This is a genomic window from Nocardia sp. NPDC058519, assembly GCF_042719755.1.
In the GTDB taxonomy this organism is placed as follows: Bacteria; Actinomycetota; Actinomycetes; order Mycobacteriales; family Mycobacteriaceae; genus Nocardia.
This window is the reverse complement of record NZ_JBHXNK010000009.1, coordinates 153,342-175,889: the sequence shown is the minus strand read 5'-3', so window position 1 is coordinate 175,889 and position 22,548 is coordinate 153,342. Positions and strand designations below refer to the sequence as shown.

The 22,548-nt window shown below is 66.1% G+C and carries 20 protein-coding genes and 1 tRNA gene; 11 read left to right on the top strand and 10 right to left on the bottom strand.

Features of this window, described 5'->3' with window-relative positions; genetic code table 11:
- Window positions 1–133 precede the first annotated feature (133 nt).
- From ACFWPK_RS13610 to ACFWPK_RS13600, 3 genes are all read left to right on the top strand, one after another.
- Window positions 134–1,138, top strand: coding sequence for a hypothetical protein (locus ACFWPK_RS13610; protein WP_378915195.1), 1,005 nt, complete (start codon window positions 134–136; stop codon window positions 1,136–1,138).
- A 67-nt stretch (window positions 1,139–1,205) separates the two neighbouring features.
- Window positions 1,206–1,290 (top strand) — tRNA-Ser (locus tag ACFWPK_RS13605).
- 263 nt (window positions 1,291–1,553) lie between these two features.
- Window positions 1,554–1,982, top strand: a complete 429-nt coding sequence (locus tag ACFWPK_RS13600) for a DUF5994 family protein (RefSeq protein WP_378915193.1) — start codon at window positions 1,554–1,556, stop codon at window positions 1,980–1,982.
- Window positions 1,983–2,002: 20 nt separating this feature from the next.
- On the opposite strand, the gene ACFWPK_RS13595 is transcribed toward ACFWPK_RS13600, so the two are convergent.
- Entirely contained in the window at window positions 2,003–3,454 is a 1,452-nt protein-coding gene (locus ACFWPK_RS13595; RefSeq protein ID WP_378915191.1) for a threonine/serine exporter ThrE family protein, read from the bottom strand.
- Between the two features lie 380 nt (window positions 3,455–3,834).
- Between ACFWPK_RS13595 and ACFWPK_RS13590 the strand changes: the two genes are divergently transcribed.
- Window positions 3,835–4,479 (top strand): helix-turn-helix domain-containing protein, encoded by a 645-nt coding sequence (locus ACFWPK_RS13590; RefSeq protein ID WP_378915189.1) that lies wholly within the window; start codon window positions 3,835–3,837, stop codon window positions 4,477–4,479.
- Between the two features lie 266 nt (window positions 4,480–4,745).
- Window positions 4,746–5,228, top strand: coding sequence for a helix-turn-helix domain-containing protein (locus ACFWPK_RS13585; protein WP_378915187.1), 483 nt, complete (start codon window positions 4,746–4,748; stop codon window positions 5,226–5,228).
- 13 nt (window positions 5,229–5,241) lie between these two features.
- On the opposite strand, the gene ACFWPK_RS13580 is transcribed toward ACFWPK_RS13585, so the two are convergent.
- Both ACFWPK_RS13580 and ACFWPK_RS13575 read right to left on the bottom strand, forming a co-directional pair.
- Window positions 5,242–6,672, bottom strand: a complete 1,431-nt coding sequence (locus tag ACFWPK_RS13580; RefSeq protein ID WP_378915185.1) for a WS/DGAT domain-containing protein — start codon at window positions 6,670–6,672, stop codon at window positions 5,242–5,244.
- A 96-nt stretch (window positions 6,673–6,768) separates the two neighbouring features.
- Entirely contained in the window at window positions 6,769–6,978 is a 210-nt protein-coding gene (locus tag ACFWPK_RS13575; protein ID WP_378915183.1) for a DUF397 domain-containing protein, read from the bottom strand.
- Window positions 6,979–7,397: 419 nt separating this feature from the next.
- Here ACFWPK_RS13575 and ACFWPK_RS13570 point away from each other — a divergent pair, with 419 nt between their 5' ends.
- Genes ACFWPK_RS13570 through ACFWPK_RS13560 form a run of 3 tightly spaced genes read left to right on the top strand, consistent with a single transcriptional unit; the run spans window position 7,398 to window position 9,557 of the window.
- A complete protein-coding gene (locus tag ACFWPK_RS13570; protein WP_378915181.1) occupies window positions 7,398–7,883 on the top strand; it encodes a DUF309 domain-containing protein in 486 nt (161 codons plus the stop codon).
- A 9-nt stretch (window positions 7,884–7,892) separates the two neighbouring features.
- A complete protein-coding gene (gene gluQRS, locus ACFWPK_RS13565) occupies window positions 7,893–8,813 on the top strand; it encodes a tRNA glutamyl-Q(34) synthetase GluQRS (protein ID WP_378915179.1) in 921 nt (306 codons plus the stop codon).
- A gap of 45 nt (window positions 8,814–8,858) precedes the next feature.
- Complete coding sequence (locus ACFWPK_RS13560) at window positions 8,859–9,557, top strand: RDD family protein (RefSeq protein WP_378915177.1); 699 nt, start codon at window positions 8,859–8,861, stop codon at window positions 9,555–9,557.
- A gap of 68 nt (window positions 9,558–9,625) precedes the next feature.
- Here the strand turns inward: ACFWPK_RS13560 and ACFWPK_RS13555 are convergent, their stop codons facing one another.
- Complete coding sequence (locus tag ACFWPK_RS13555; RefSeq protein WP_378915175.1) at window positions 9,626–10,219, bottom strand: DUF4190 domain-containing protein; 594 nt, start codon at window positions 10,217–10,219, stop codon at window positions 9,626–9,628.
- Between the two features lie 170 nt (window positions 10,220–10,389).
- Here ACFWPK_RS13555 and ACFWPK_RS13550 point away from each other — a divergent pair, with 170 nt between their 5' ends.
- Complete coding sequence (locus ACFWPK_RS13550; protein WP_378915289.1) at window positions 10,390–11,055, top strand: queuosine precursor transporter; 666 nt, start codon at window positions 10,390–10,392, stop codon at window positions 11,053–11,055.
- 62 nt (window positions 11,056–11,117) lie between these two features.
- Here the strand turns inward: ACFWPK_RS13550 and tgt are convergent, their stop codons facing one another.
- The 5 genes from tgt to ACFWPK_RS13525 form a co-directional block, all read right to left on the bottom strand.
- The gene (gene tgt, locus ACFWPK_RS13545) at window positions 11,118–12,371 is read right to left on the bottom strand and encodes a tRNA guanosine(34) transglycosylase Tgt (protein ID WP_378915173.1); all 1,254 of its coding nucleotides are present in this window, start codon (window positions 12,369–12,371) and stop codon (window positions 11,118–11,120) included.
- A gap of 20 nt (window positions 12,372–12,391) precedes the next feature.
- Entirely contained in the window at window positions 12,392–14,296 is a 1,905-nt protein-coding gene (locus ACFWPK_RS13540; protein WP_378915171.1) for an ABC transporter ATP-binding protein, read from the bottom strand.
- A complete protein-coding gene (locus ACFWPK_RS13535; RefSeq protein WP_378915168.1) occupies window positions 14,293–16,026 on the bottom strand; it encodes an ABC transporter ATP-binding protein in 1,734 nt (577 codons plus the stop codon). Before ACFWPK_RS13535 ends, ACFWPK_RS13540 begins: the two co-directional genes overlap by 4 nt.
- Before the next feature lie 83 nt (window positions 16,027–16,109).
- Window positions 16,110–16,586, bottom strand: a complete 477-nt coding sequence (locus ACFWPK_RS13530) for an RrF2 family transcriptional regulator (RefSeq protein ID WP_378915166.1) — start codon at window positions 16,584–16,586, stop codon at window positions 16,110–16,112.
- Window positions 16,587–16,596: 10 nt separating this feature from the next.
- Complete coding sequence (locus ACFWPK_RS13525) at window positions 16,597–17,190, bottom strand: TetR/AcrR family transcriptional regulator (RefSeq protein ID WP_378915164.1); 594 nt, start codon at window positions 17,188–17,190, stop codon at window positions 16,597–16,599.
- A 201-nt stretch (window positions 17,191–17,391) separates the two neighbouring features.
- On the opposite strand from ACFWPK_RS13525, the gene ACFWPK_RS13520 reads away from it, so the two are divergent.
- Both ACFWPK_RS13520 and ACFWPK_RS13515 read left to right on the top strand, forming a co-directional pair.
- Window positions 17,392–19,686: an MMPL family transporter gene (locus ACFWPK_RS13520; RefSeq protein WP_378915162.1), complete on the top strand. Its 2,295-nt coding sequence runs from the start codon at window positions 17,392–17,394 to the stop codon at window positions 19,684–19,686.
- A 177-nt stretch (window positions 19,687–19,863) separates the two neighbouring features.
- Window positions 19,864–22,152: an MMPL family transporter gene (locus tag ACFWPK_RS13515; RefSeq protein ID WP_378915160.1), complete on the top strand. Its 2,289-nt coding sequence runs from the start codon at window positions 19,864–19,866 to the stop codon at window positions 22,150–22,152.
- Window positions 22,153–22,192: 40 nt separating this feature from the next.
- Here the strand turns inward: ACFWPK_RS13515 and ACFWPK_RS13510 are convergent, their stop codons facing one another.
- Window positions 22,193–22,441 carry a hypothetical protein gene (locus tag ACFWPK_RS13510; RefSeq protein ID WP_378915158.1) on the bottom strand — a complete coding sequence of 83 codons (249 nt, stop codon included), beginning with the start codon at window positions 22,439–22,441 and terminating at the stop codon, window positions 22,193–22,195.
- Window positions 22,442–22,548 lie beyond the last annotated feature (107 nt).

Genomic DNA, 22,548 nt, shown 5'->3' with positions numbered 1-22,548 from the left:
ACACCCGACCAGTCGATACTCGAGTGTACGCAGCCGTATAACCACCGCGCCGACGGTGACGCTGGCTACGATCTATCCGATATCGGCAGCGGGGGGTTCGGTGTTCCCCAAGACTGGAGAGGGGGGCCCGATCGTGACCGGCCCGAATCAGCAACCACCCGGCGACGGCGTGCCGCCGTCCGACCCCACCGTCGCGTGGTGGGAACGACCAGGCGAAGGCGCAGTTCAGAACCCCGCGCAAGCCGACCCGACGGTGCTGCGCGGCAATATCGGCGCGCCCGGCCCCTACACCGCACCGCCGACGCCTTATCAAAGCGGCGCGAACCCCCAGCCCTATACCGCGCCGCCCGGGCCCTACCAGAGCGGCGCGAACCCGCAACCGTTCGCGCAACCTCAGCAGTTCGCGCAGCCGCAGCAGTTCGCGCATCCGCAAGCGGGCGCCTATCAGGCGCCACGCCCGCAGTGGGGCGCACCGCCGCGGCCGCCTTCCTCTGGCAACAAGGCGGTGTGGTGGATCGTCGGTGGCGCCATCGTCGCGGTGGGCGTTCTCGTGATCGGGCTGATCGCGTTCACGGCTAACAAGGTCGAGGACAACCCCTTCGGACCCGATCCGGAGAAATGGGCGGGCAGCTACGTCTACAAAGACGGCAAGAACGCCTGCGACCTGGTCGATCTCACCGTGCTGAACCAGTGGTCGTCCACTCGCGAGACCACCACCCATACCGAGCGCGGACCGTCGGAGTACATCGGTGGCGGCTCCTACGACTGCGATGCCAACAACAAGGAGTCGGGTCGCAACGCCAACGCCGCGAGCTTGGGGCTCGAGGTCGAGTTCAAGACCGAGAGCGAGACCGAGTCCGACTATGCGCGCTGGAAGGGCTACGACACCAAGACCACCGGCAAGGACTACGACCAGGGAGCGGTGAGCGGTCTCGGCACGGAGGCGTATTACGCCACCGAGCAGCACATCTACGGTTCCATCCCCAGCGACTACTCCGTCGTGGTGGCCGCGCACGACAGCAACATCTCGGTGAAGGTGGAGATCGAGGTGTCGACAACGCGCACCGCCGACAAGGCCGCCATGCGCACCGCCGCCGAGGCGCAGGTCCGCAAGGTACTGGCGGCTTTGAAGAAGTAGCAGGTCAGAACCGGTCGCAGGGGCCCGGTTTGGCATCGACCCCCTGCGACCCGCTATGCTGCTCCACGGAGGATTCGCCTAGTGGCCTATGGCGCTCGCCTGGAACGCGGGTTGGGTTAACGCCCTCAGGGGTTCAAATCCCCTATCCTCCGCAACAGCAGGGCCCTGATCGGTTCGCCGGTCGGGGCCCTGTTCGTTTAATCGGTGGATCTGTCAGTGGGCTTCCGTAGAGTGAGCCCCGATGGTGCGGGAGACCCCCACCACACCCACAGCCGTCGTCGCCGCCCCAACATCAATGTGCGTGCCGACACAGCCCAGTGGGTACCCAGCCTTCGCGCCGGTCCGTCTTCGGACCGCGCCGGTCGATGCCGCGAGCGGTCTCGATCGCACAGAAATCAGAAAGTACAAGAACGAAGTGAATACATCACCAGAAACGAGCATCGGGCGCGACGCGTCCGGGCCGATCCGGCTGATGCTGCGTGACCGCACAGCCACCACGGGGCCGATCGACGGCGCCTGGTGGCCGCGAACCGACCAGCCGATGACCGAGTTGCACCAGTTGGTGACCGCGGTCGGACCGCGGATCGGCAAGCTGGCGCGGCTCGGATTCGACTGGACCACCAGCGAATCCGGTGACAGCACAGCCGCCAACGAACAGGCCGCGCGCATCATGCACGTGGTCGGCAGCAACGGCGCCGCGCTCGCGCTGCTGGTCATCCCCTCGGCCACCGAGGCACCCGCGGCCCGCAGCCAGATGCGCTGGGCGGCAGGCAAACCGCGCGTCCAGGACCCGGCGCCCGCCGAAACGGCGGCCGACGGGCCACGCACCCTCGTGCAGATCTAGGCACGCACGCTCGTCGGAGTTCATCGGTCGCTGGTGTAGGTCGGATCGAAGTCGCGCGGCGCACCGCGGCGACTGAGCAAGCGGTCGAACCATTCACCCAGGATGACGCCCGCGGCCAGCGCGCAGCCGACGCCGAACGCAGCGAGGATCTGCCCGAACCCGAGCAGCGTTTCGTCCTCGAGCAGGGCATACAGCCCGCGATACACCTTCAGACCCGGCAGCAGCGGCGTGATACCGGCCGCCGCGACGACCAAGGGCGGCGTGAGCGCGCGACGCGCCATCAGACCACCGGCGAGACCGATCAGGATGGCCGCCAGCCCTGACGACACCACCGGCCCGAAGCCGATGTCCTGCGCGCCGAGGAAGGCCATCGTGCCGCCCGCACCGCTGAGCCCGGCCGCGAACAGCGCCCGCCGCTCGGCGTAGCAGGCCAGTGCGAAGGCGATCGCCGCGACCGCACCGGCCGCCAGTTTGATCGCCAGATACTCGGTGTCGCGGCCCGCACTCGCCGCGATCTCCGGCACCGCGATGCCCATCATCGTCGAAATCCGCAGGGCGAGACCGATGCCCGCGACGATGCCGCCGGTCATCATCACCACTTCGAGCATGCGGGCAGCCGCGGTGATCGGCGCGCCGGTGATGGCGTCCTGCACCGAACCCACCAACTGCTGACCCGACAGCAGCACCGTGATGCCCGCGGCGACGATCAGCGCCGCATCGGATCTCCAGTGATCACTGATCGAGGCGAGCGCGATGGCCGGGATGGTGGCGATGACACCACCGATCATGTGCTGGAAGAACATCGGTAGCCCGAGCTGATGCAGGAACCGGTTCACCACATCGATCACCGCTGTGGTCGCGAAACTGATCGCGGCCAGGACGAACCCACCACCGAGCAGCACCGCGATCGCCGCCGCCAGCAGCGACCAGCCCGCCGTCGACACCCAGCGCGGGTAGGGGTGTCGCGAGGAGATCAGCTCGTCGAGGGCGGCGTGCGCCTGGTCGACGGGGACGATCTGGCTGCGGATGCGGCGCGTGAGCCGGTCGACCGCGGCCAACCGCGTGAAGTCGAGCGAACGGTATTTCACGACGCGCATATCGCTGGCCGGTGGCAGGCTGGGCCCGCGATCGGCCCAGATGCGGATCGCGTCGAAGGTGACATCGATATCGCAGCTGTTCAGTCCGTAGGTCGAGGCGATGAAGCGGACCTGCGCGGAGGTGTCACCGACACCGGTGCCCGCGGACAGCACCACCTCACCCACCCGCACCGCGAGGTCGAGTACCTGCGACACCTCGGCGTCGTCGCCGAGGTCGATCGGTTGCAGCGGGGTCGGCGCGGCGACGATGTTGTCGGCGGTGGCCCGCTGCGACGGCAACACGAACGGCCTGCGCAATCGCCACCATCGATGGCGCAGACCTGGGCGCTCGAGAACAGTGGCGCCGTCGCCTTCCGCCAAGGGGTCCGCACTCATACCTCGACGGTAACGGCGATCGCAGGACCTTCGCCGTCTCGCAATCAGTTCGTCAACGTGTCGGGTCCGGATTCGGCCGGCGAGGAGCGCGTGGCGAGGTTCGAGGTCGAGCCGTAGGGTCAGATGTCGTCGATCAATCCGGTGCTGTAAGCCGTCGCTGCCAGGTGCTGGAGACAGCGCGGACCGCATCCGTTGTGCTGAGTCAGCACGAAACGGGCCTGCTGGAGCGAAGAAATGGAAGAATCGGCCACACAGTCGGCATGTGCGGCGCGCCAGTGCTCTTCGTGACGGAGGGTGCCCGCCCGCGATGGCGGCGGGTCTGGTGCGGATGTGTCCAGCAGGGTGTGACGGGAGGGGCAGGCTATGGAGGCGATGACTGTATGAACACCGGGACGGGGAAGGTGATCCAGGAGCGGCGCAGGCTGCTCGGGCTCTCGCAGCCCGCGCTGGCCACCGCGATCGGGGTGAGCTCGCGCCAGATCACCAGGTACGAGTCCGAGGAGCAGTCGCCGACGCTGCCGGTCGCGGTCCGGTTGGCCGACGCGTTGCAGGTCTCGCTGGCGGAGCTGGCCGGCATCGTGGACAACCGCGTCGACCTGGCGGGTCACTGGTGGGCAGCCTGGCAGAAACCGGCGAACCACCCGGACGAGGTCGAGGTAGCGGCGGTGACCATCCGGCACGAGGGCGACCATCTGATGCTCGACTCGGCCGCTGAATCGCCTGCGCCCGAGTCGGATCCGGGCACTCAGGTGCGTGGCGAGATGCGCGTATGGGAGGGCGAGGCGCTCACCGGCTGGGTGCGCGGTATGGATATCGCGTTCCCGGTGGGCACCATCTACTACTCGCTCCATCCCCAGGGTGCTCACGCCGTCGGCTCGTGGACGACGAAGGCGGGCCCCGACGGTCTGGTGCGCGGCTGGAGCGTCCTCGCACGGGAGAAGTCCGACGCCGAAAAGCTGCTGGCGGAAATGCTGCGCACCGACGGCAGTGTCGAGTCGTGGCCCGGCCCCTCGCGCTCGGCCTGAAGCCGCCGCCGGATCTCGGCGACGCTCGGGCGCCCGTGGTCTTCGGGCGGCAGCAGTAGTAGGTAGCGGCTCAGCGCCCCGAACACGAACAGCCCCACAGCAATCCACAGAAAGATCTCCATCGGTTCCCCTCCGAACGAGTCAGTGCTTGCACGAGTGGCGCGGTATTGTGGTCACCAAGCCGCCACGAAAAGTATGGTCGCCGTCAAGACCTTTTGGACAGCAAAAAGCGTCTACAAACGTCTACAGTTCTCTACGATGAGTCCATGTCCAGTCGGGGCGAGCAGGGGAACGGCATCGTCGGAGCTCGGTTGCGGCGACTGCGGGAAGAGGCGGGATTGTCGCTGGCCGCGTTGGCCACACGCGTTCCGTACAGCAGGGCGGCGCTCGGCCACTACGAAACCGGCACGCGAGCAGCCTCTTTCGAGGTGATCGCCTGGTACGAGCGGGTGCACGCGCAATCGACGCCCGCGCTGCCGGTCGCTCATCGCCGTGATCCGCGGGCCGCCGATGCGGCACTCGCGACGGCGATCGCCGCAGCACACCGAAAGGGCCCGCTCATCGAGATCGGGCGACCGCACCAGGGCGACAGCGGAACCGGGTACTTCTGCCCGTTCCGGATCGACGGTGTGATCGAGGGCGAAGCCGCTGGAACAGATCCGGCGACGGCGTTGCACTCGGCACTACTGGCGGTGGGTGCCGAGCTGAACCGGGCGGGAAACAGCACCGGCCCCGGCCGAATTCGGTGAAACCGGGCGCGGATCAGCGGTGCGCGGCGACCACCGCGTCGAGTGACTCGGCGAGCAGTTGCAGGTAGCGGTCGGGATCGGGCACTACCCGCGGATCGGAATGCACTGACAGTGTGATGGTTTCACCGATTCCGTGGACGCCGTGGGTCAGGTGCATGACGCTGCCGAGGGCGGGGAAACCGCCGGTGAACAGGACCGGGGCCCCTGCGAAGGCGAGGTCACCCGGACCGCGGTAGACGCTGGAGACAACGGTGTTGCCGTCGAGCGTCGCGGGAACGTTGTCCAGGTCGGCACGGTCGACATCGCGTACCGCCAGGACAGCGGGGACCACCTCACCGACTCGATCCTGTGCGGAAAGCAGCGGATTCAGCGCTCGTTCGCGCCGGGCGGCGAGTTCATCGGCGATGAGATTCGCGCGAATGCGCAGGTCGGGTTCGTTGATATGCAGGTCGATGGACAGTCCGCGGTAGTTGTTGCGCGCCGGGCTCGGTGCCGGAAGTGCCATCGGCAGGGCCGTCCCCAGCCGTTCCGGCCGCTCGCCGCGCTCGGCGAGGTAGTCGGCCAGCGCACGCGAAATCGCCGTCAATGCAACAACAGTGACAGTTTTGCCCGGAATGCGGAGGTCGTCCACATCGACGACCAGCATTCGCACCGTGTGGTCGATGACCGCGGCGGCCGGGTTCAGCGCGCACGGTGCGAATCCGGTTGCGGCCGCGGGTACCTCACCCTCGGCCGTCCGGTCCGCCAATTCCCGCTGTGCCAGGTATGCGGCCCGCCCGCGCCAGGCCGTGGTGGCCAGCTGACCGGGAAAGCGCAGCACTCCAAGCACTCTCGGATCTACCCGGCGGGCAATCCATCCACAGGGTTGTCCACAGGAATCCACAGGATGTGTGGGAGTTTTAGCAGGTCCGACCGGGTGATATGCCGAGTTGTCCACAGGCGCACCGGGTGTGCTGTGGACAACAGCGTCATCCACAACTGTCCCGAAGAGCGCTCGTGCGATAGCGGCGGCACGGGTGCCGTCGGCGAGCGCGTGCGAAAGCTGCAGCACCACCACCACAACGGGCCCCGCCGACCTCGGCGCAGCGTGGACCGCCCGGAAAACGTGGATGCGCCAGGGATATTCGGTCGCGACGACGCCGGTTCCCAGGAGTTCGCCCAGATCCGCGAGCAGCGCGTGCCATGACAGGCCGTCCGGCCGATGGTGCACGAATTGCTGGGACGTGAATTCGGCCGGAATCCAGCGCGGATAGCCGAGATCGCCCGGTATCTCCTGTAACCGGATCCGCAGATCCGGAATGCGTGCGACACGCGCGGCGACGAAAGCACGGAGTTCGTCAGTGGCGGTATCGGTTTCGGCGAAAGAGTAGAGCAGGAACACATCGTTGGTGGTGCGGCGCGACAGCCAGAACATCGTCGCGTCGCGCGCGGCCATCGTGGTCATCCGGCCACGATAGGCCAACCCGCCGAGGTCACTGAGAAGGCCCCGAGTCCGCTCGACTCGGGGCCGGTATTGCCCATTCGAGATGCATGTGGCGGCTCAGCCGCGCGCGAACTCTCCCGCGGTGACATCGGCGAGAAAGGCTCGCCACTGCCTCGGACCGAAGGCCAGCACGGGTCCGCGACCGCGATCCTTGGTGTCGCGAACGGCAATATCGCCGCCGGCGAGAAAGGCTACTTCGACGCAGTTCCCATCGGGTCCGCTGTAGGTGCTCTTCCGCCACACAGCGTCGGTCACATCAACTTCCACGGCACTTGCTCCTTTGTTCATCGAGAAGAAGGGATAACTCCTGGAATCGTTGCAACATTCCGAAATCCGGCGCGACCGATGAGTTACTTCGTGGCACACAAGGCACTGCCACACGGCGCGCGCAACCGACCGGCACGAACCAGCGCATCGAGGCGTTTCCGCCTCCGGGGGCTGCCCCCGCGGAAGAAACACTAGCAGGTCTTCCGCAATGTTGCGGAAGAGAATTTGCTTTCCCATATCGTTTTGCCAAGCTTGCGAAGCTTCACGTTTGCGGAGGCATTGCCAGGCCTCTTACCCATTCCGGATCCGGTTGACACATCCCGATTTACTTCCATGTGATTGGTCCGTGATACGTCAATTTCTCGAGTGCCTCAGCAGTCACATGCGCACCATCGAGGGCAGGCGTGGATCATGGGGGAATGATCTCCCGTGACCGTGACACCGCAGGTCGTGCCCGTAACGACCGCCCCCGCGACCGACTCGGCCGACCGCTGCCTCCCGGCAGTGCCGGAGTCGCCCGAATTCCCGACGATCTCGAGCTCGGGCCCCAGCAAACTCTCACCTTCGCTCAGCAACTGCTGGACGACGGATTGGCATTCAATGCCCACGAGGTATTGGAGGCCGCATGGAAGAACGGGCCGGTTGCCGAGCGGATGCTCTGGCAGGGGCTGGCTCAATACGCCGTCGGCCTCACCCACATCCAGCGGGGCAACGCCAAAGGCGCGGGTACTCTGCTGCGCCGCGCGAGTGAGCGGCTCGGGTCGTATCCGGCGAATGCCCAGCAGCACGATGTCGACCGTGCCGGGCTCATCGCGCACGCGCAGGAGCTGCTCGTCGCGCTCGATACCGGTGACGCCATCGCCGAGGAACGGCTGCGGACGCGGCTGTGCCGAGAGCCCACCTAGGATCGAGGCGTGCCAACGAGTCGAGGCGCGGGCCGCTACGCGCCGAGCCCTTCGGGCGAGCTGCACGTGGGAAACCTGCGTACCGCGGTGCTCGCCTGGCTTTTCGCGCGAACCTCGGGGCGCGAGTTCCTGATGCGGGTCGACGATCTGGACCGGGTCCGGCCGGGCGCCGCCGAGCGCCAGCTCGACGACCTCGCCGCGATCGGCATCGATTGGGACGGTCCGGTGGTCTACCAATCCGACCGGCTGCCGGCCTACGCGGCCGCCGTCGCCGAACTGACCGCCGCCGGGCGCACCTATGAATGTTTCTGCACCAGACGCGAAATCCAGCAGGCCGCCACGGCGCCACACGGGCCGATGGGCGCCTACCCCGGCACCTGCCGCCGGCTGAGCCGAGAAGAGCGCGCGACCAAGCGGGCCGAAGGACGCACCGGCGCAGTGCGATTGCGCGCCGAGGTGACCGAGTACGAGATCACCGATCTGCTGCACGGCCGATATCGGGGCGCCGTCGACGATTTGGTGCTGCGCCGCGGCGACGGTATTCCCGCCTACAACCTCACCGTCGTGGTCGACGATGCCGCCCAAGGCGTTGACCAGGTGGTTCGCGGTGACGACCTACTACCGTCCACCCCGCGCCAGGCCTATCTCGCGGAGCTGCTCGGACTCACCGCCCCGACCTACGCCCACGTACCTCTCGTACTCAACGAAGAGGGCAAGCGGCTTGCCAAACGTGATGGGGCCGTGAGCCTTTCGGACCAACGTGCCCTGGGTCACACACCCGGGGACGTAGTGGCGGCGATCGCGGAGTCACTCGGATATTCCGCACGGACTACTGCCGAGCTACGCGAAGTTTTCGACCCCGCACGCATCCCTGAGAAACCGTGGATACTCGAGCCTATCGGGTTGTTCCGACCAGAGGGATGTCCGTAACGTACGCATTGACCGATCTAGAAGATCAAAACGAGGACTGAGATTATGACCAGCGGTGGTTACGACCCCAACCAGTACCCGCAGGGCGGTCAGCCCGGCGGCTACGGCCAGGACCCCTACGGCCAGCAGCAGCCGCAGCCCGGCTACGGCCAGCAGCAGCCGTACGGCCAGCCCGGACACGGCGGCGCACCCCAGCCCGGTTACGGCCAGCCGGACCCCTACGGCCAGCAGCAGCCGGCCTACGGGCAGGACCCGTACGGTCAGCAGCAGGCTTACCCGCAGGGTGGGTACGGTCAGCAGCAGAACTTCGGCGGCGTGCAGCCCGCGGATCTGGGGATCCGGATCGGTGCGCGTGTGATCGACTACCTGATCATCGGTATCCCCGCCGCGATCGTTCTCGGCCTCATCGTCGGCAGCGGCACCGGTGGCCAGATCATCACCAGTCTGGTCTTCTCGCTCGCCGTCTACGGCTACTTCGTGGCCATGGAGGTCACGCAGCAGGGTCAGACTCTGGGCAAGAAGATCCTCGGCCTGCGCGTGCTCGCCCCCGGTGGTGCGCCGAGCCTGACGCCTGAGCAGTCTCTCAAGCGCAACCTGTTCACCATCGTCGGCCTGATCCCCTGCGTCGGCGGGCTCGTCAGCCTCGGCCTGGCGATCTACATCATGGTCACGATCAGCAACGACCCGAACAAGCAGGGCTGGCACGACAAGTTCGCCGGCGGCACGCAGGTCGTCAAGGGCTGATTCCCTTCACCTGACGAAAACAACAGGGGCGCTTCCGGAATCCGGAAGCGCCCCTGTTTCGTTCGAGGTCAGTAGGTCGTGGACGAATCCAGTCCACCGGCGATCCCGAGCACGACGAAGAAGAGAATGTAGAGCGTCCAGCCCACGATCGCGGCGACACCGATCCAGATGCCTGCCTGCGCCATGCCCTTACCTTCGCCGCCGCGCTCCTTGATCTGGTTGAGCGCCATCACGCCGAGGATGATGCCCACGATCGCGCCGATGCCACAGCTGCACAGGCCGATCAGCGAGGAGACCAGCGCGCCGATCGCCAGCCCGTTGGTGCCCTGCGGCTGCGGGTACTGCCCGTACGGCTGGTAGGCACCCGCGGCCGGATAACCGCCGTAGGCAGGCGGCTGCCCGTAAGCGGGCGGCTGCTGCGGATACTGCGGCTGATTGGGCTGCTGGTACTGCGGCTGCGACGGTGGCTGCTGCGGGTACTGCGGCTGCGAGGGTGGCGGCGCCGGCTGCTGGGGATACTGCGGCGACGACGGGTAATTGGGAGGCTGCGGCGGCTGGGCGGTCGGATGCTGCGGCACCGAACCCGGCGCGCCGGACTCCGGCGACACGCCGGAGCCGCCGTACTGCTTCCACCACTCGTCGGAATCGCCGGGATTCGTCATAACGACAGCGTATTCCACAACCAGCCATCGTGACGCATCGCTTCCTTGGGAGAATAAGCGCCGTGACTGATACAAACTCGCTCGACAAACCAGCTGAATCTGGGCACCCCGCGCCGGACCATGCGGCATTCGCCCAGGTTGCGCGGGGGTTCTATCCGGTAATCGTCGCCATGTTCACCGCGACGCTGATCATCTCCAATATCTGCGCCACCAAGGGTGTGGAGTTCTTCACCGACAGTTCGGTGATGCTCGGCCCGATCCAGGTCCTGCCGATCGCGACCGACGGCGCCTTCTTCCTGTTCCCGCTGGCCTACATCCTCGGCGACGTGCTCAGCGAGGTCTACGGCTTCCGCGCCACCCGCCATGCCATCTACACCGGTTTCGCCGCGCTGCTGCTGACCGTCGCCTGCTTCGCCGTGGCCATCCGGCTCCCCGCCGCCGGGTTCTACGAAAACCAGGAAGCCTTCCGTACGGTCCTCGGCACCACCCCCCAGCTGGTGCTGGCAGGCCTCGCCGGCTACTTCGTCGGCCAGCTGCTGAACTCGGTCACGTTGGTGCTTATCAAAGAACGCACCAAGGAAAAGCACCTGTGGGCTCGCCTGATCGGCTCCACCGTCGTCGGCGAGTTCGCCGACACCCTGATCTTCTGCTCGATCGCCGCCACCGCCATCGGCATCGACACCTGGCAGTCGTTCATCAACTTCGTCATCGTCGGCTTCCTCTGGAAGACCCTGTGCGAGATCCTGGTGCTGCCGATCACCTACCGCGTCATCGCGATCCTCAAGAAGACCGAACCGACCTACGCCCCCGCGAAACTGGACGCGCTGCACGACTAGCCGTCGACCCGCCCGGGTAGGGCAACACCTATGTGTCCCTACCCGGAGGGCCCGGGAGAGCCCTACTCCCCTGGCACCTTGATCCGGCCCCGCCACTGGCCCAAGAACTCCTTCTTGAACTCATCGAAATACCCGCCCTCGATGCTGGCCCTGATCCGGTCGACGAGGCGAATCGTGAAGCGCTCGTTGTGAATTGTGCACAGCGTCGCCGACAGCATTTCCTTGGCCTTGAACAGGTGATGCAGGTAGGCGCGGGTGTAGTGGGCGCAGGTGTAGCAGTCGCAGTTCTCGTCGATCGGGGTGAAGTCCCGCCGGAACCGGGCGGTGTTGATGTTGAAGCGCCCCTCGTCGACATAGATCGCGGCGTTGCGCGCCACCCGCGACGGATTGACGCAGTCGAAGGTGTCGGCGCCGTTCTCGATCGCGGTGAACATGTCCTCCGGCTCACTGATCCCCAGCATGTGACGCGGCTTGTCCTCGGGCAGCTCATCACTGCACCACCCGACGATCGTGCCGAGATTGTGCTTTTCCAGGGCTCCGCCGATGCCGTACCCGTCGAATTCCGTGCCGCCATTTCCCCGGATCGTCTCCAGCTCACGACAAGCCTTGCGCCGCAGGTCTTCGTACTGCGCGCCCTGGATCACCGCGAACAGCGCCTGATACGGCCGATGACCGCGGACGGCGGTGAGCCGTTCGTGTTCGTCGATGCAGCGCTGCGCCCACTCGTGCGTGCGCTGCAACGACTTCTCCTGATAGCCACGGGTATTCATCAACGTGGTCAGCTCGTCGAAGGCGAACATGATGTCGGCCCCCAACTCGTGCTGGATCCCCATCGACACCTCGGGCGTGAAGCGATGCTTGGAACCGTCCAGGTGCGAACGGAAGGTGACCCCGTCGTCGTCGACGGTGGCCAGCCGCTCCTTGCCCGCCGCGATCACCTGGTCGGACCGGATGTCCACGGCCTCCATCGCGAGGACCTTCTTGAACCCGACCCCCAGTGACATCACCTGGAACCCGCCGCTGTCGGTGAAGGTGGGCCCGGACCAGTTCATGAACTTGCCGAGCCCACCCGCCTCATCGACGACATCGGCGCCGGGCTGCAAGTACAGGTGATAGGCATTGGCCAGCAGCGCCTGTGCCCCGATCTCCTTCATCGTCTCCGGCAGCACGGCCTTCACCGAAGCCTTCGTCCCCACCGGAATGAAAGCGGGCGTGGCGATCTCACCGTGCGGGGTGGAGATCACCCCGGTCCGGCCATGCCTGCCCCCGTCGAGACGGGTGCCTACTTCGAAGGAGAACTCACTGCTGTCTGCCACGGGCCCATCGTGCCAGGGTGTTATTGGGCGGCCGCGAACTGGGCGTTGTACAGGTTGTAGTACGGTCCGCGCTCGGCGAGCAGCCGGTCGTGGGTGCCGTGTTCGACGATGCGCCCCTTGTCCATCACGACGATCAGATCCGCGTCACGAATCGTCGAAAGCCGATGCGCGATCACGAAGCTGGTGCGATCGCGGCGCAGGGCCGCGGTGGCGTGCTGGACCAGCGACTCGGTGCGGGTGTCGACCGAGCTGGTCGCCTCGTCCAGGATCAGGATCGACGGCTTGGCCAGGAACGCGCGGGCGATCGTGATCAGCTGCTTCTCGCCCGCGCTCACCCCGCCGCCCTCTTCGTCGATGACCGTGTCGTAGCCGTTGGGCAGCGAGTGCACGAACCGGTCGACGTAGGCAGCGCGGGCCGCGGCCTGGATGTCGGCCTCCGATGCCGTCGGGTTGCCGTAGGCGATGTTCTCGCGGATGGTGCCCTTGAACAGCCAGGTGTCCTGCAACACCATGCCGATGCGCGAGCGCAGGTGGTCGCGGGTGATGGTGGTGATGTCGACGTCATCGATCGCGATGGTGCCCGCGTCGAGTTCGTAGAAGCGCATCAGCAGGTTCACCAGCGTGGTCTTGCCCGCGCCGGTCGGGCCCACGATGGCGACCACATGACCGGGATCGGCGACCAGCGAAAGCCGCTCGATGACAGGCGTCTCCGGGTCGTAGCCGAAGGACACCGCCTCGAATTCCACCCGCCCGCGATCCACCGGACGCGAGTTCTCGACCAGCGGATCGGGACTCTGCTCCTCGGCATCGAGGATCTCGAAGATCCGCTCCGCCGAGGCGACGCCGGACTGCAGCAGGTTCGCCATCGCACCGATCTGGGTGAGCGGCTGACTGAACTGGCGCGAGTACTGGATGAACGCCTGCACATCACCGAGCGACAGGTTGCCGGTGGCCACCCGCAGCCCGCCGACCAGCGCGATGAACACGAAGTTCACGTTCCCGAGGAACATGATGGCCGGCATGATCAGGCCGGAGATGAACTGCGCCTTGAAGCTCGCGTCGTAGAGCTTCTGGTTGCGCTGATCGAATTCCTCGCCGACCTCGCGCCCGCGACCGAACGCGGTGATGATCTCGTGGCCGGTGTAGGCCTCTTCCACCGAGGAGTTCACCTCACCGGTGAATTTCCACTGGTTGACGAAGTGCGGCTTGGATCGCTTGGCGATCTGCGCGGTGACCACGATGGCGGCGGGCACGGTGAGCAGCGCGATCAGCGCCAGCAGCGGCGAGATCCAGAACATCATGATCAGGATGCCGATCACGGAGAACACCGAGACCAGCAGCTGACTCATCGTCTGCTGCAAGCTCTGCGAGACATTGTCGACGTCGTTGGTGACGCGGCTGAGCACGTCACCGCGCGGTGAGGTGTCGAAGTAGCGCAGCGGCAGCCGGTGCAGCTTCTGCTCCACCTCGTCGCGCAACCGCTTCACGGTCCGGTTGATGGCGATATTGAGCAGATAACCCTGCAGCCAGCCGAATACCGCGGCGGCCACATACAGCGCGAGCACGAGCATCAGCACGCGGCCGACGGCGTCGAAGTCGATGCCGGTACCCGGGATGACGTTCATCGCCGAGAGCATGTCGGCGCGGGTGTTCTCGCCCTGCCTGCGCAGCAGCTCGACGGTCTGGTCCTTGGTGAGTCCGGGTTCGAGCTGCTTACCGACGAAACCGTCGAACACCAGGTTCGTCGCCTTGCCGAGCAGATACGGGCCGAGCGTATTGAGCACCACAGACGTGATCACCAGCCCGACGATCACCCCGACGGTGAACTTCTCGGGAGCCAGCCTGCCCACCAGTCGCTTGAGCGACGGACGGAACGACTTGGCCTTCGTACCCGGAGCTCCGGGTACGGGTCCACCTGGCCTCATCGGGCTTCCTCCACGCTCAGCTGGGACTCGACGATCTCGCGGTACTCCGAGCAGCGCTGCATCAATTGGTCATGGGTGCCGATCCCCGCCATCGCGCCGTCTTCGAGGACGACGATCTGGTCGGCATCGCGAATGGTCTGGATCCGCTGGGCCACGATGATCACCGAGGCGTCGGCGGTCTCGGGCTTCAGCGCGGCGCGCAGCCGGGCGTCGGTGGCGACATCGAGCGCGGAGAACGAATCGTCGAACAGGTAGATGCGCGGCTTGCGTACCAGCGCGCGGGCGATACACAGCCGCTGGCGCTGACCGCCCGACACCGTGGTGCCGCCCTGAGCGACCGGAGTGTCCAGACCCTGCGGCATCTCACGCACGAAATCGGCGGCCTGGGCGACCTCGAGCGCGTGCCAGAGCTCTTCGTCGGTGGCCTCTGGCTTGCCGTAGCGCAGGTTGGTCGCGACGGTGCCGGAGAACAGGTAGGCCTTCTGCGGCACCAATCCGATGCCACCGCGCAGGAGTTCGAGGTCGAGGTGGCGCACATCGGTGCCGCCGAGATAGACCGCGCCGTCGGTGACATCGATCAGGCGCGGGATCAGGTTGATCAGCGTGGTCTTGCCCGCGCCGGTCGAACCGACGATGGCAGTGGTGGTACCGGGCGTGACCTGGAATCGGATTCCGCGCAACACCGGCTTCTCCGCGCCGGGGAAGGCGAATTCCGCGAACTGCAGGTCGACCGTGGCCGGGTCGCCCTTGAACACCTGCGGCAGCCGCGGCGGGCGGACCGAGGACTCGGTCTCGAGCACCGCGCCGATCCGATCGGCGGAGACGGCCGCACGCGGAGCCATCATCGCCAGGAACGAGGCCATCATGACGGCCATCAGGATCTGCATGACATAGGACAGCATCGCGGTGAGCGAGCCGATCTGCATCGTGCCCTCGTCCACATGGTGACCGCCGAACCAGATCACCCCGACGGCGGTCAGATTGCTGATCAACATCACGGTCGGGAACATCAGCGCCATCAGCTTGCCCACGCGCAGCGAGGCGTCGGTGAGCGCGGTGTTGGCCATCCCGAAGCGCCAGATCTCCTGCCGCTCACGCACGAACGCGCGCACCACCCTGATGCCGGTGATCTGCTCGCGCAACACCCGGTTGACCCCGTCGATACGTTCCTGCATCTGCCGGAACCCCGGCACCATCCTGGCCACGATCGTGCCCATGGAGATGGCGAGTGCGGGCACCGCGATCAACAGCAACCACGAGAGCCCGAGATCTTCCCGCACCGCCATGATCACGCCGCCGACGCACATGATCGGCGCCATCACCAGGATCGTCACCGACATCACGATGAGCAGCTGGACCTGCTGGATGTCGTTGGTCGAGCGGGTGATCAGCGACGGCGCGCCGAACATCCCGACCTCCCTGGCCGAGAACGTCTCCACCCGGTGCAGCACGCCACCGCGCATATCCCGACCGGCACCCATCGCCGCCTGCGCGCCGAAATACACCGACGCCGACGAGGCCACGATCTGCACGCAGCTCACCGCCAGCATCCACAGACCGGTGGTCCAGATGAAACCGATGTCGCCCTTGGTGACACCGTCGTCGATCAGGTCGGCGTTGAGACTGGGCAGGTAGAGCATCGCGATAACCGAGATCAGCTGGAGTACGAGGACACCCGCCAGCTGGGCGCGGTACGGGGCCAGGTAGGTCCGCAGCAGGGTGATCAACATGATGGTCGAAGGCTACAGCGCGCGGGTGACCAGCGCCGAGCACTTTTACCCACGCTGTGGATAACTCTCAGCCTGTGGATAACTCAGGCGCCGGCGGGTGTGCGCGGCTCGCGACGTGCCCACGCGCCGGGGTCGGCGACCAGCTCATCGATGAAACCGGGCAGCCGGTCCGCGGCGATATCGGCGATGGAGACATTCTCCAGCACGGCCCGGATATTGACCCGCAGCGCGATCCACACCTGCTGCAAGGGTTCCGCCGCACCGGGATACCGCACATCCTCGGGCCGCTGCCCGCGCACCGATGCCAGCGGCGACTCCACCGCGCGGATCACATCGGCCACCGAGATCTCCGTCGCGGGCCTGCCGAGGCGATACCCGCCGTCGGGCCCGCGCCTGCTCAGTACGAGCTCGGCGCGACGCAGTTCGGCCAGCACCGTCTCGAGCACCTTCGGTGGGATCTGCGCGGCGGCGGCGATGGCCTCGGACTTGACGACTCCATCGGCCGCGGCGAGCTCGAGCAGCGTTCGCACCGCGTAATCGACCCTGGCGGTGATATGCACGGTGTCGAACTTACGCGGTGCCGCCCGCGGTCAGTACGCAGGTTGCCGCGTCGAGCAGAGTCTTCTCGACCACCTCGTCGGTGGTGCCCGGTGCCAGCTCCGAGGACAGCAGCGCCACCCCGAGCACCTCGATGGCCGCGGCGGCACGCAGCGTCGAGCCCTGGGTCGGGTCGGGCCCGGCCAGCCACAGCCGCAGTTCACGGTTGGGTTCCATCAGGTCGGGGTAGCGGTCGGCGATGGCGTTGACGATGGCCGCGGTGTCGCGCACGCAGAGCGCGCCCGCGTCGCGGTGACGGATCATGCCGCGTAGATAGGTGCGCAGGACCGCGCGGATACCCTCGTCGTTGTAGGGCACCGCGTCGATGTCCTCGATGATGTCGCGCATGTGATCGATGATCGGATCGATGATCGCGAGGAGCAGATCGAGCTTCGACGCGTAGTGGTAATAGAGCGAAGCCTTCGTGATTCCCACCACATCCGCCACCTCGCGCAGGCTCGTCTGTTCGAAACCCTTGGCGGCGAACAGCGCCACCGCGGCATCGCGGATCGCCTGTTTGGTACCTCCACCTGCGGTGACGGTGTCGGCGATGTCTCGGGCGGGCATGGCGGCAATCCTCCCATGATCAGGTGTGACGCATCCGGAGCCCCCAATATTGAGGTTGCTCCTCCACTTATCCACTAGGTAGTCTACCTACCGCACGGTAGGCAGAAAACGATGTTGTGGAGGCGGGTCCCGCAGGGGTGGCCCGCGAGTGCTGTCTACGAGCCATGCCACCCACCCGTTCTTCGCGCTAGGAGCACCCGCGTGTCCGTATACCTGTACAGATGGGGAAAGTTCGCTTTCCGCCGTAAATGGATTGTCCTGCCGGTCTGGCTACTGCTGTTCGTGCTGCTCGGCGGCCTCGGCGCCACCCTGAGCAAGCCGATGTCCAACGACTTCAGCATGCCCGAGCTCCCGTCGGCCCGGGCCAACGAAATCCTCGACAAGCACTTCGAAGGCATGTCGGAGCAGTTCTCGATGGATGCCGTCACCGGCACCTACGTGATCGGCGCCCCGGAGGGCCAGAAGCTCACCGACCCGGCCAACCGGGCCGCGATCGACGCGTTCATCGCCAGGCTCGGCGACCTGTCGATCGTCGATCACGAGAAGAAGCTGATCAGCCCGGTCGCGGCCACCGACGAGATGGGCTGCCTCGCCAGCCCGGACCCGTCGAAGTGCTCGTCTGCCCCGCTCAATGTGCTGAACGAGACCGCACCCGACACCGTCGGCGTGCTCAGCGTCCCGTTCACCATCAAGGCGGTCACCGACGTGACCGACGCCGATCGCGATGCGGCCTTCGAGGTCGGCGCCGAAGCCCGCAACTCCGGGCTGACCGTCGAGCTCAGCGGCTCGATCGCGATGAAGCAGGAACAGCCGAGCGGCAAGTCCGAACTGATCGGCATGGGTGTCGCGCTGATCGTGATGGTGGTGGCCTTCGGCGCCATCGTCGCCGCGGTCGTGCCCATCATCACCGCCATCGTCGGCCTCGGCGCGGCGACCTCGCTGATCATGCTCGGTACCTCGGTGATGGAGGTGCCCGGCTTCACCACCTTCCTGGCCTCGATGATCGGTATCGCGCTGTCGATCGACTACGCGCTGTTCATCGTCTCCCGGTACAAACACGAACTGGCCGTGCGTGATTCGGCCGAGGAAGCCGCGGGCACCGCGCTCGGCACCGCCGGTTCGGCCGTGGTGTTCGCCGGTCTCACCGTCATCATCGCGCTGGGCGCGCTCGGCATCGTCGGCGTGGAGTTCCTGACCTTCATGGGTCTGGGTGGCGCCATCGCCGCCGCGTTCGCCGTGCTCACCGCCGTCACCCTGATGCCGGCGCTGATGGGCGCCTTCGGCAAGTCGCTGTTCAAGCCGAAGCTGCCGCTCGTGGCCCAGCACGACCCCGAGGACGAAACCTCGGTCACCAACGGTCAGCGTTTCGCCAAGCTGATCGCCAAGGCCCCGTGGGTCGCGCTGGTCCTGTCGGTGGTCGTGCTCGGTGCGCTCGCCGCGCCCGCCGCCGGTCTGAACCTGGGCCTGCCCGGTGACGACAGCATGCCGCAGACCTCCACCATCCGTAAGGCCTACGACCTGCGGACCGAAGGCTTCGGCGAAGGCAGCAACGGTGTGCTCATGGTCGCCGCGGACTTGAGTGCGACGCCCGAGGCCGAGCGTGAGGCCGCGGTCGGTGCGCTGCGTGCCAAGCTCCAGTCCTACGAAGGCATGGATTACGTCACCGAGCCGGTGTGGAGCAAGGACAACCAGGGCGCCATGCTCAACGGTGTCCCGAAGTCCGGTCCGAACAACCAGGACACCAAGGACCTGGTCGCCGAAGCACGTGGCGCGGAAGCGGATCTGAACGCGAAGTACGGCATGGCGTACGGCATCACCGGCACCACCGCCATCTACGCCGATGTCGACCATGTGCTGCTCAGCAAGATCCTGCCGTACCTGGCGATCGTGGCCGGTGCCGCGTTCATCCTGCTGATCCTGGTGTTCCGCTCGATCCTGGTCCCGCTCACCGCGGCGCTCGGCTTCCTGTTGTCGATGGCGGCCACCTTCGGTGCGACCGTGCTGATCTTCCAGGAGGGCGCGTTCGGCCTGATCTCGGATCCGCAACCGCTGGTCAGCTTCCTGCCGATCATGTTGATCGGCTTGGTATTCGGCTTGGCGATGGACTACCAGGTGTTCCTGGTGACCCGCATGCGCGAGGAATTCGTGCACGGCAAATCACCCAAGGACGCGATGGTCTCCGGCTACCACCACGGCGCGCGCGTGGTGACCTCGGCCGCGATCATCATGATCTCGGTGTTCGGTTCCTTCATCATGGAAACCGACGTCACCGCCAAGTCGTTCGGTTTCGCGCTGGCCGCCGGTGTGGCGATCGACGCGTTCATCGTCCGCATGGTCGTTGTCCCAGCACTGCTGGTGATCATGGGCAAGTGGGCGTGGTGGATGCCGAAGTGGCTGGACCGGATCGTGCCCGATATCGACGTCGAAGGTGCGAAGCTCGAGCAGCTGCGCAACGAGACCACCGAAACGGTGAAACACCCGGTTTCGGTCGGCTGATCCGCGACTGAAACACACGGCCCCGCAATCCGCTACCGGATTGCGGGGCTGTGTTGTTTCGGCATCCGGGCTGGACCGGTGCTTGATATCGCGGTTGCTGGGCAGCAGACTCAGGGCTAGTTCGACCCGGCTACACCTCCGATCCGCGCTCTGCACCGATCCACGAGGAGAAGAACCGTGTCCATCTATCTCTACCGGTGGGGCAAGCTGGCCTTTCGCCGCAAATGGATTGTGCTGCCCGTCTGGTTGCTGTTCTTCATGGTGCTCGCGGGGCTCGGTTCCTCGTTGCAGAAGCCGATGACCGATGACTTCAGCATGCCGAACCTGCCCTCGGAGCGGGCCACCGAAATCCTCGACAAGCATTTCCCCGGCATGTCAGAGGCATTCGCGTTCGACGCGGTGACCGGCACCTATGTCGTGGGAGCGCCCGCGGGCCAGAAGCTCACCGACCCGGCCAACCGGGCCGCGATCGACGAGCTCATCGGAAAGCTCGGCCAACTCGACATCGTCGACCATGCCGAGCCGATCACGAATCCGATCACCACTACCGACGAAATGGGCTGCCTCACCGGGCAACCCGACCCGTCGACCTGCAGCGGCGCGCCGCTGAACGTGCTGAGCAAGACCGCACCCGACACCGTCGCCTTCTTCAGCGTCCCGTTCACGATCACGGACTTCGCCGACATCACCGCCGACGAACGCGAGGCCGCCTACAACGCGGGCGACACCGCCCGCGCGGCCGGGCTCACGGTCGAGATCAGCGGCACCATCGCGATGGAACAGGAAATGCCGAGCGGCAAATCCGAGATGATCGGTATGGCGGTGGCATTGGTGGTGATGATCGTGGCCTTCGGCGCGATCGTCGCCGCGTTCGTGCCGATCATCACCGCGATCGTCGGACTGGGCGCGGCGACGTCGCTGATCTTCCTGTCGACCTCGGTGGTGTCGGTGCCGAGCTTCACCACGTTCCTGGCCTCGATGATCGGCATCGCGCTCTCGATCGACTACGCGCTGTTCATCGTCTCGCGCTACAAACATGAGCTGGCGGTGCAGGATTCAGCCGAGGAAGCGGCCGGTACCGCGTTGGGCACGGCGGGTTCGGCGGTGGTGTTCGCCGGGCTCACCGTCATCATCGCGCTCGTCGGGCTGAGCATCGTCGGGGTCAGATTCCTGACGTTCATGGGTCTGGGTGGTGCCATCGCGGCCGCGTTCGCCGTACTCACCGCCATCACGCTGATGCCGGCGTTGCTCGGTGCCTTCGGCAAGGCGCTGTTCAAGCCGAAGCTGCCGCTGATCGCCCAGCACGATCCCGAGGACGACAGTGTCGTCACCAACGGCACCCGCGTGGCCAGGGTGATCGCGAGATTCCCCGCGATCACGATGCTCCTCGCCATCGTGGTGCTCGGCCTGCTCGCCGCACCGGCGCTGAACCTGAACCTCGGCCTGCCCGGCGAGGACAGCCTGCCCAAGTCGACCACCGTCCGTAAGGCCTACGACCTGCGCACCGAAGGCTTCGGCGAGGGCAGCAACGGTGTCCTCCAGGTGGCCGTCGACCTCAGCGACACCCCCGCCGACCAGCGGCCTGCGGCGCTGAATGCCTTGCGCGACAAGTTGCAGTCCTACCCCGACATGGATCTGGTCACCGAGCCGCAGATGAGCAAGGACGGTGCGGGCGCGCTGATCAACGGCATCCCCAAGACCGGACCCAACGCGCAGTCGACGAAAGATCTGGTGCAGTCGGCGCGCGATGCGGAAGCCGATCTGCACGAGCAGTACAACATGTCGTACGGCATCACCGGCACCACAGCCATCTACGCCGACATCGACCATGTGCTGTTGAGCAAGATCGTTCCGTACATGGCGATCGTGGCAGGCGCGGCGTTCATCCTGCTGATCCTGGTGTTCCGCTCGATCTTGGTCCCGCTCACCGCCGCCCTCGGCTTCCTGTTGTCGATGGGCGCCACCTTCGGCGCGACCGTGCTGATCTTCCAGGAAGGCAAGCTCGGGCTGATCCAGGATCCGCATCCGCTGGTCAGCTTCCTGCCGATCATGTTGATCGGCTTGGTATTCGGCTTGGCGATGGACTACCAGGTGTTCCTGGTGACCCGCATGCGCGAGGAATACGTGCACGGCGCCGATCCCACCGATGCCGTGATCAAGGGCTATCACCACGGTGCGCGCGTGGTGACCTCGGCGGCGATCATCATGATCTCGGTGTTCGGTTCGTTCCTGCTGGAATCCGATGTCACCGCCAAGTCGATGGGCTTCGCACTCGCGGCGGGTGTGGCACTCGACGCGTTCGTCGTCCGGATGGTGCTCATTCCCGCTTTGCTTGTGCTGCTGGGCAAGTGGGCGTGGTGGATGCCGCAGTGGCTGGACCGGATCGTGCCCGATATCGATGTCGAGGGCGCGCGGGTGCGCGAGATCCAGGCCGAACGGCGGGCGCTGGAGCCGGCGCGAGGTTGAGTGTCGATGGCCGGGGAACTCTGGTTCCCCGGCCATTTCTCTATTGACTCGGTTGGGGCACTTGGCATTCGGTGACGCGCGGATTCAGCCCGATGTAGTTCGCGGGCCCCGCGGCGGCGGTGACCGCGATGGTCGCCCAGTCCGAGCATTCCCGGGGCAGGTGAGCGAAGTGGTGCCGCTGACCAGCGGCGAGCAACCCGATGGCAATCCAGCCGAGCACGACGAGAACCAGAAGCTTTCCCCCGAGCCCCATCCCGGACTTCGCGGGTGGCGGCTGTCGCCCGCGCATAATCATCGTTCCTTCCAGGATTCGGTGTAACCCAGTCTATTACGCGAGGAATACACCGCAGGCCGGACGCAGATGAATACCCGACGACAGATCGTGCCCGCTGTCGA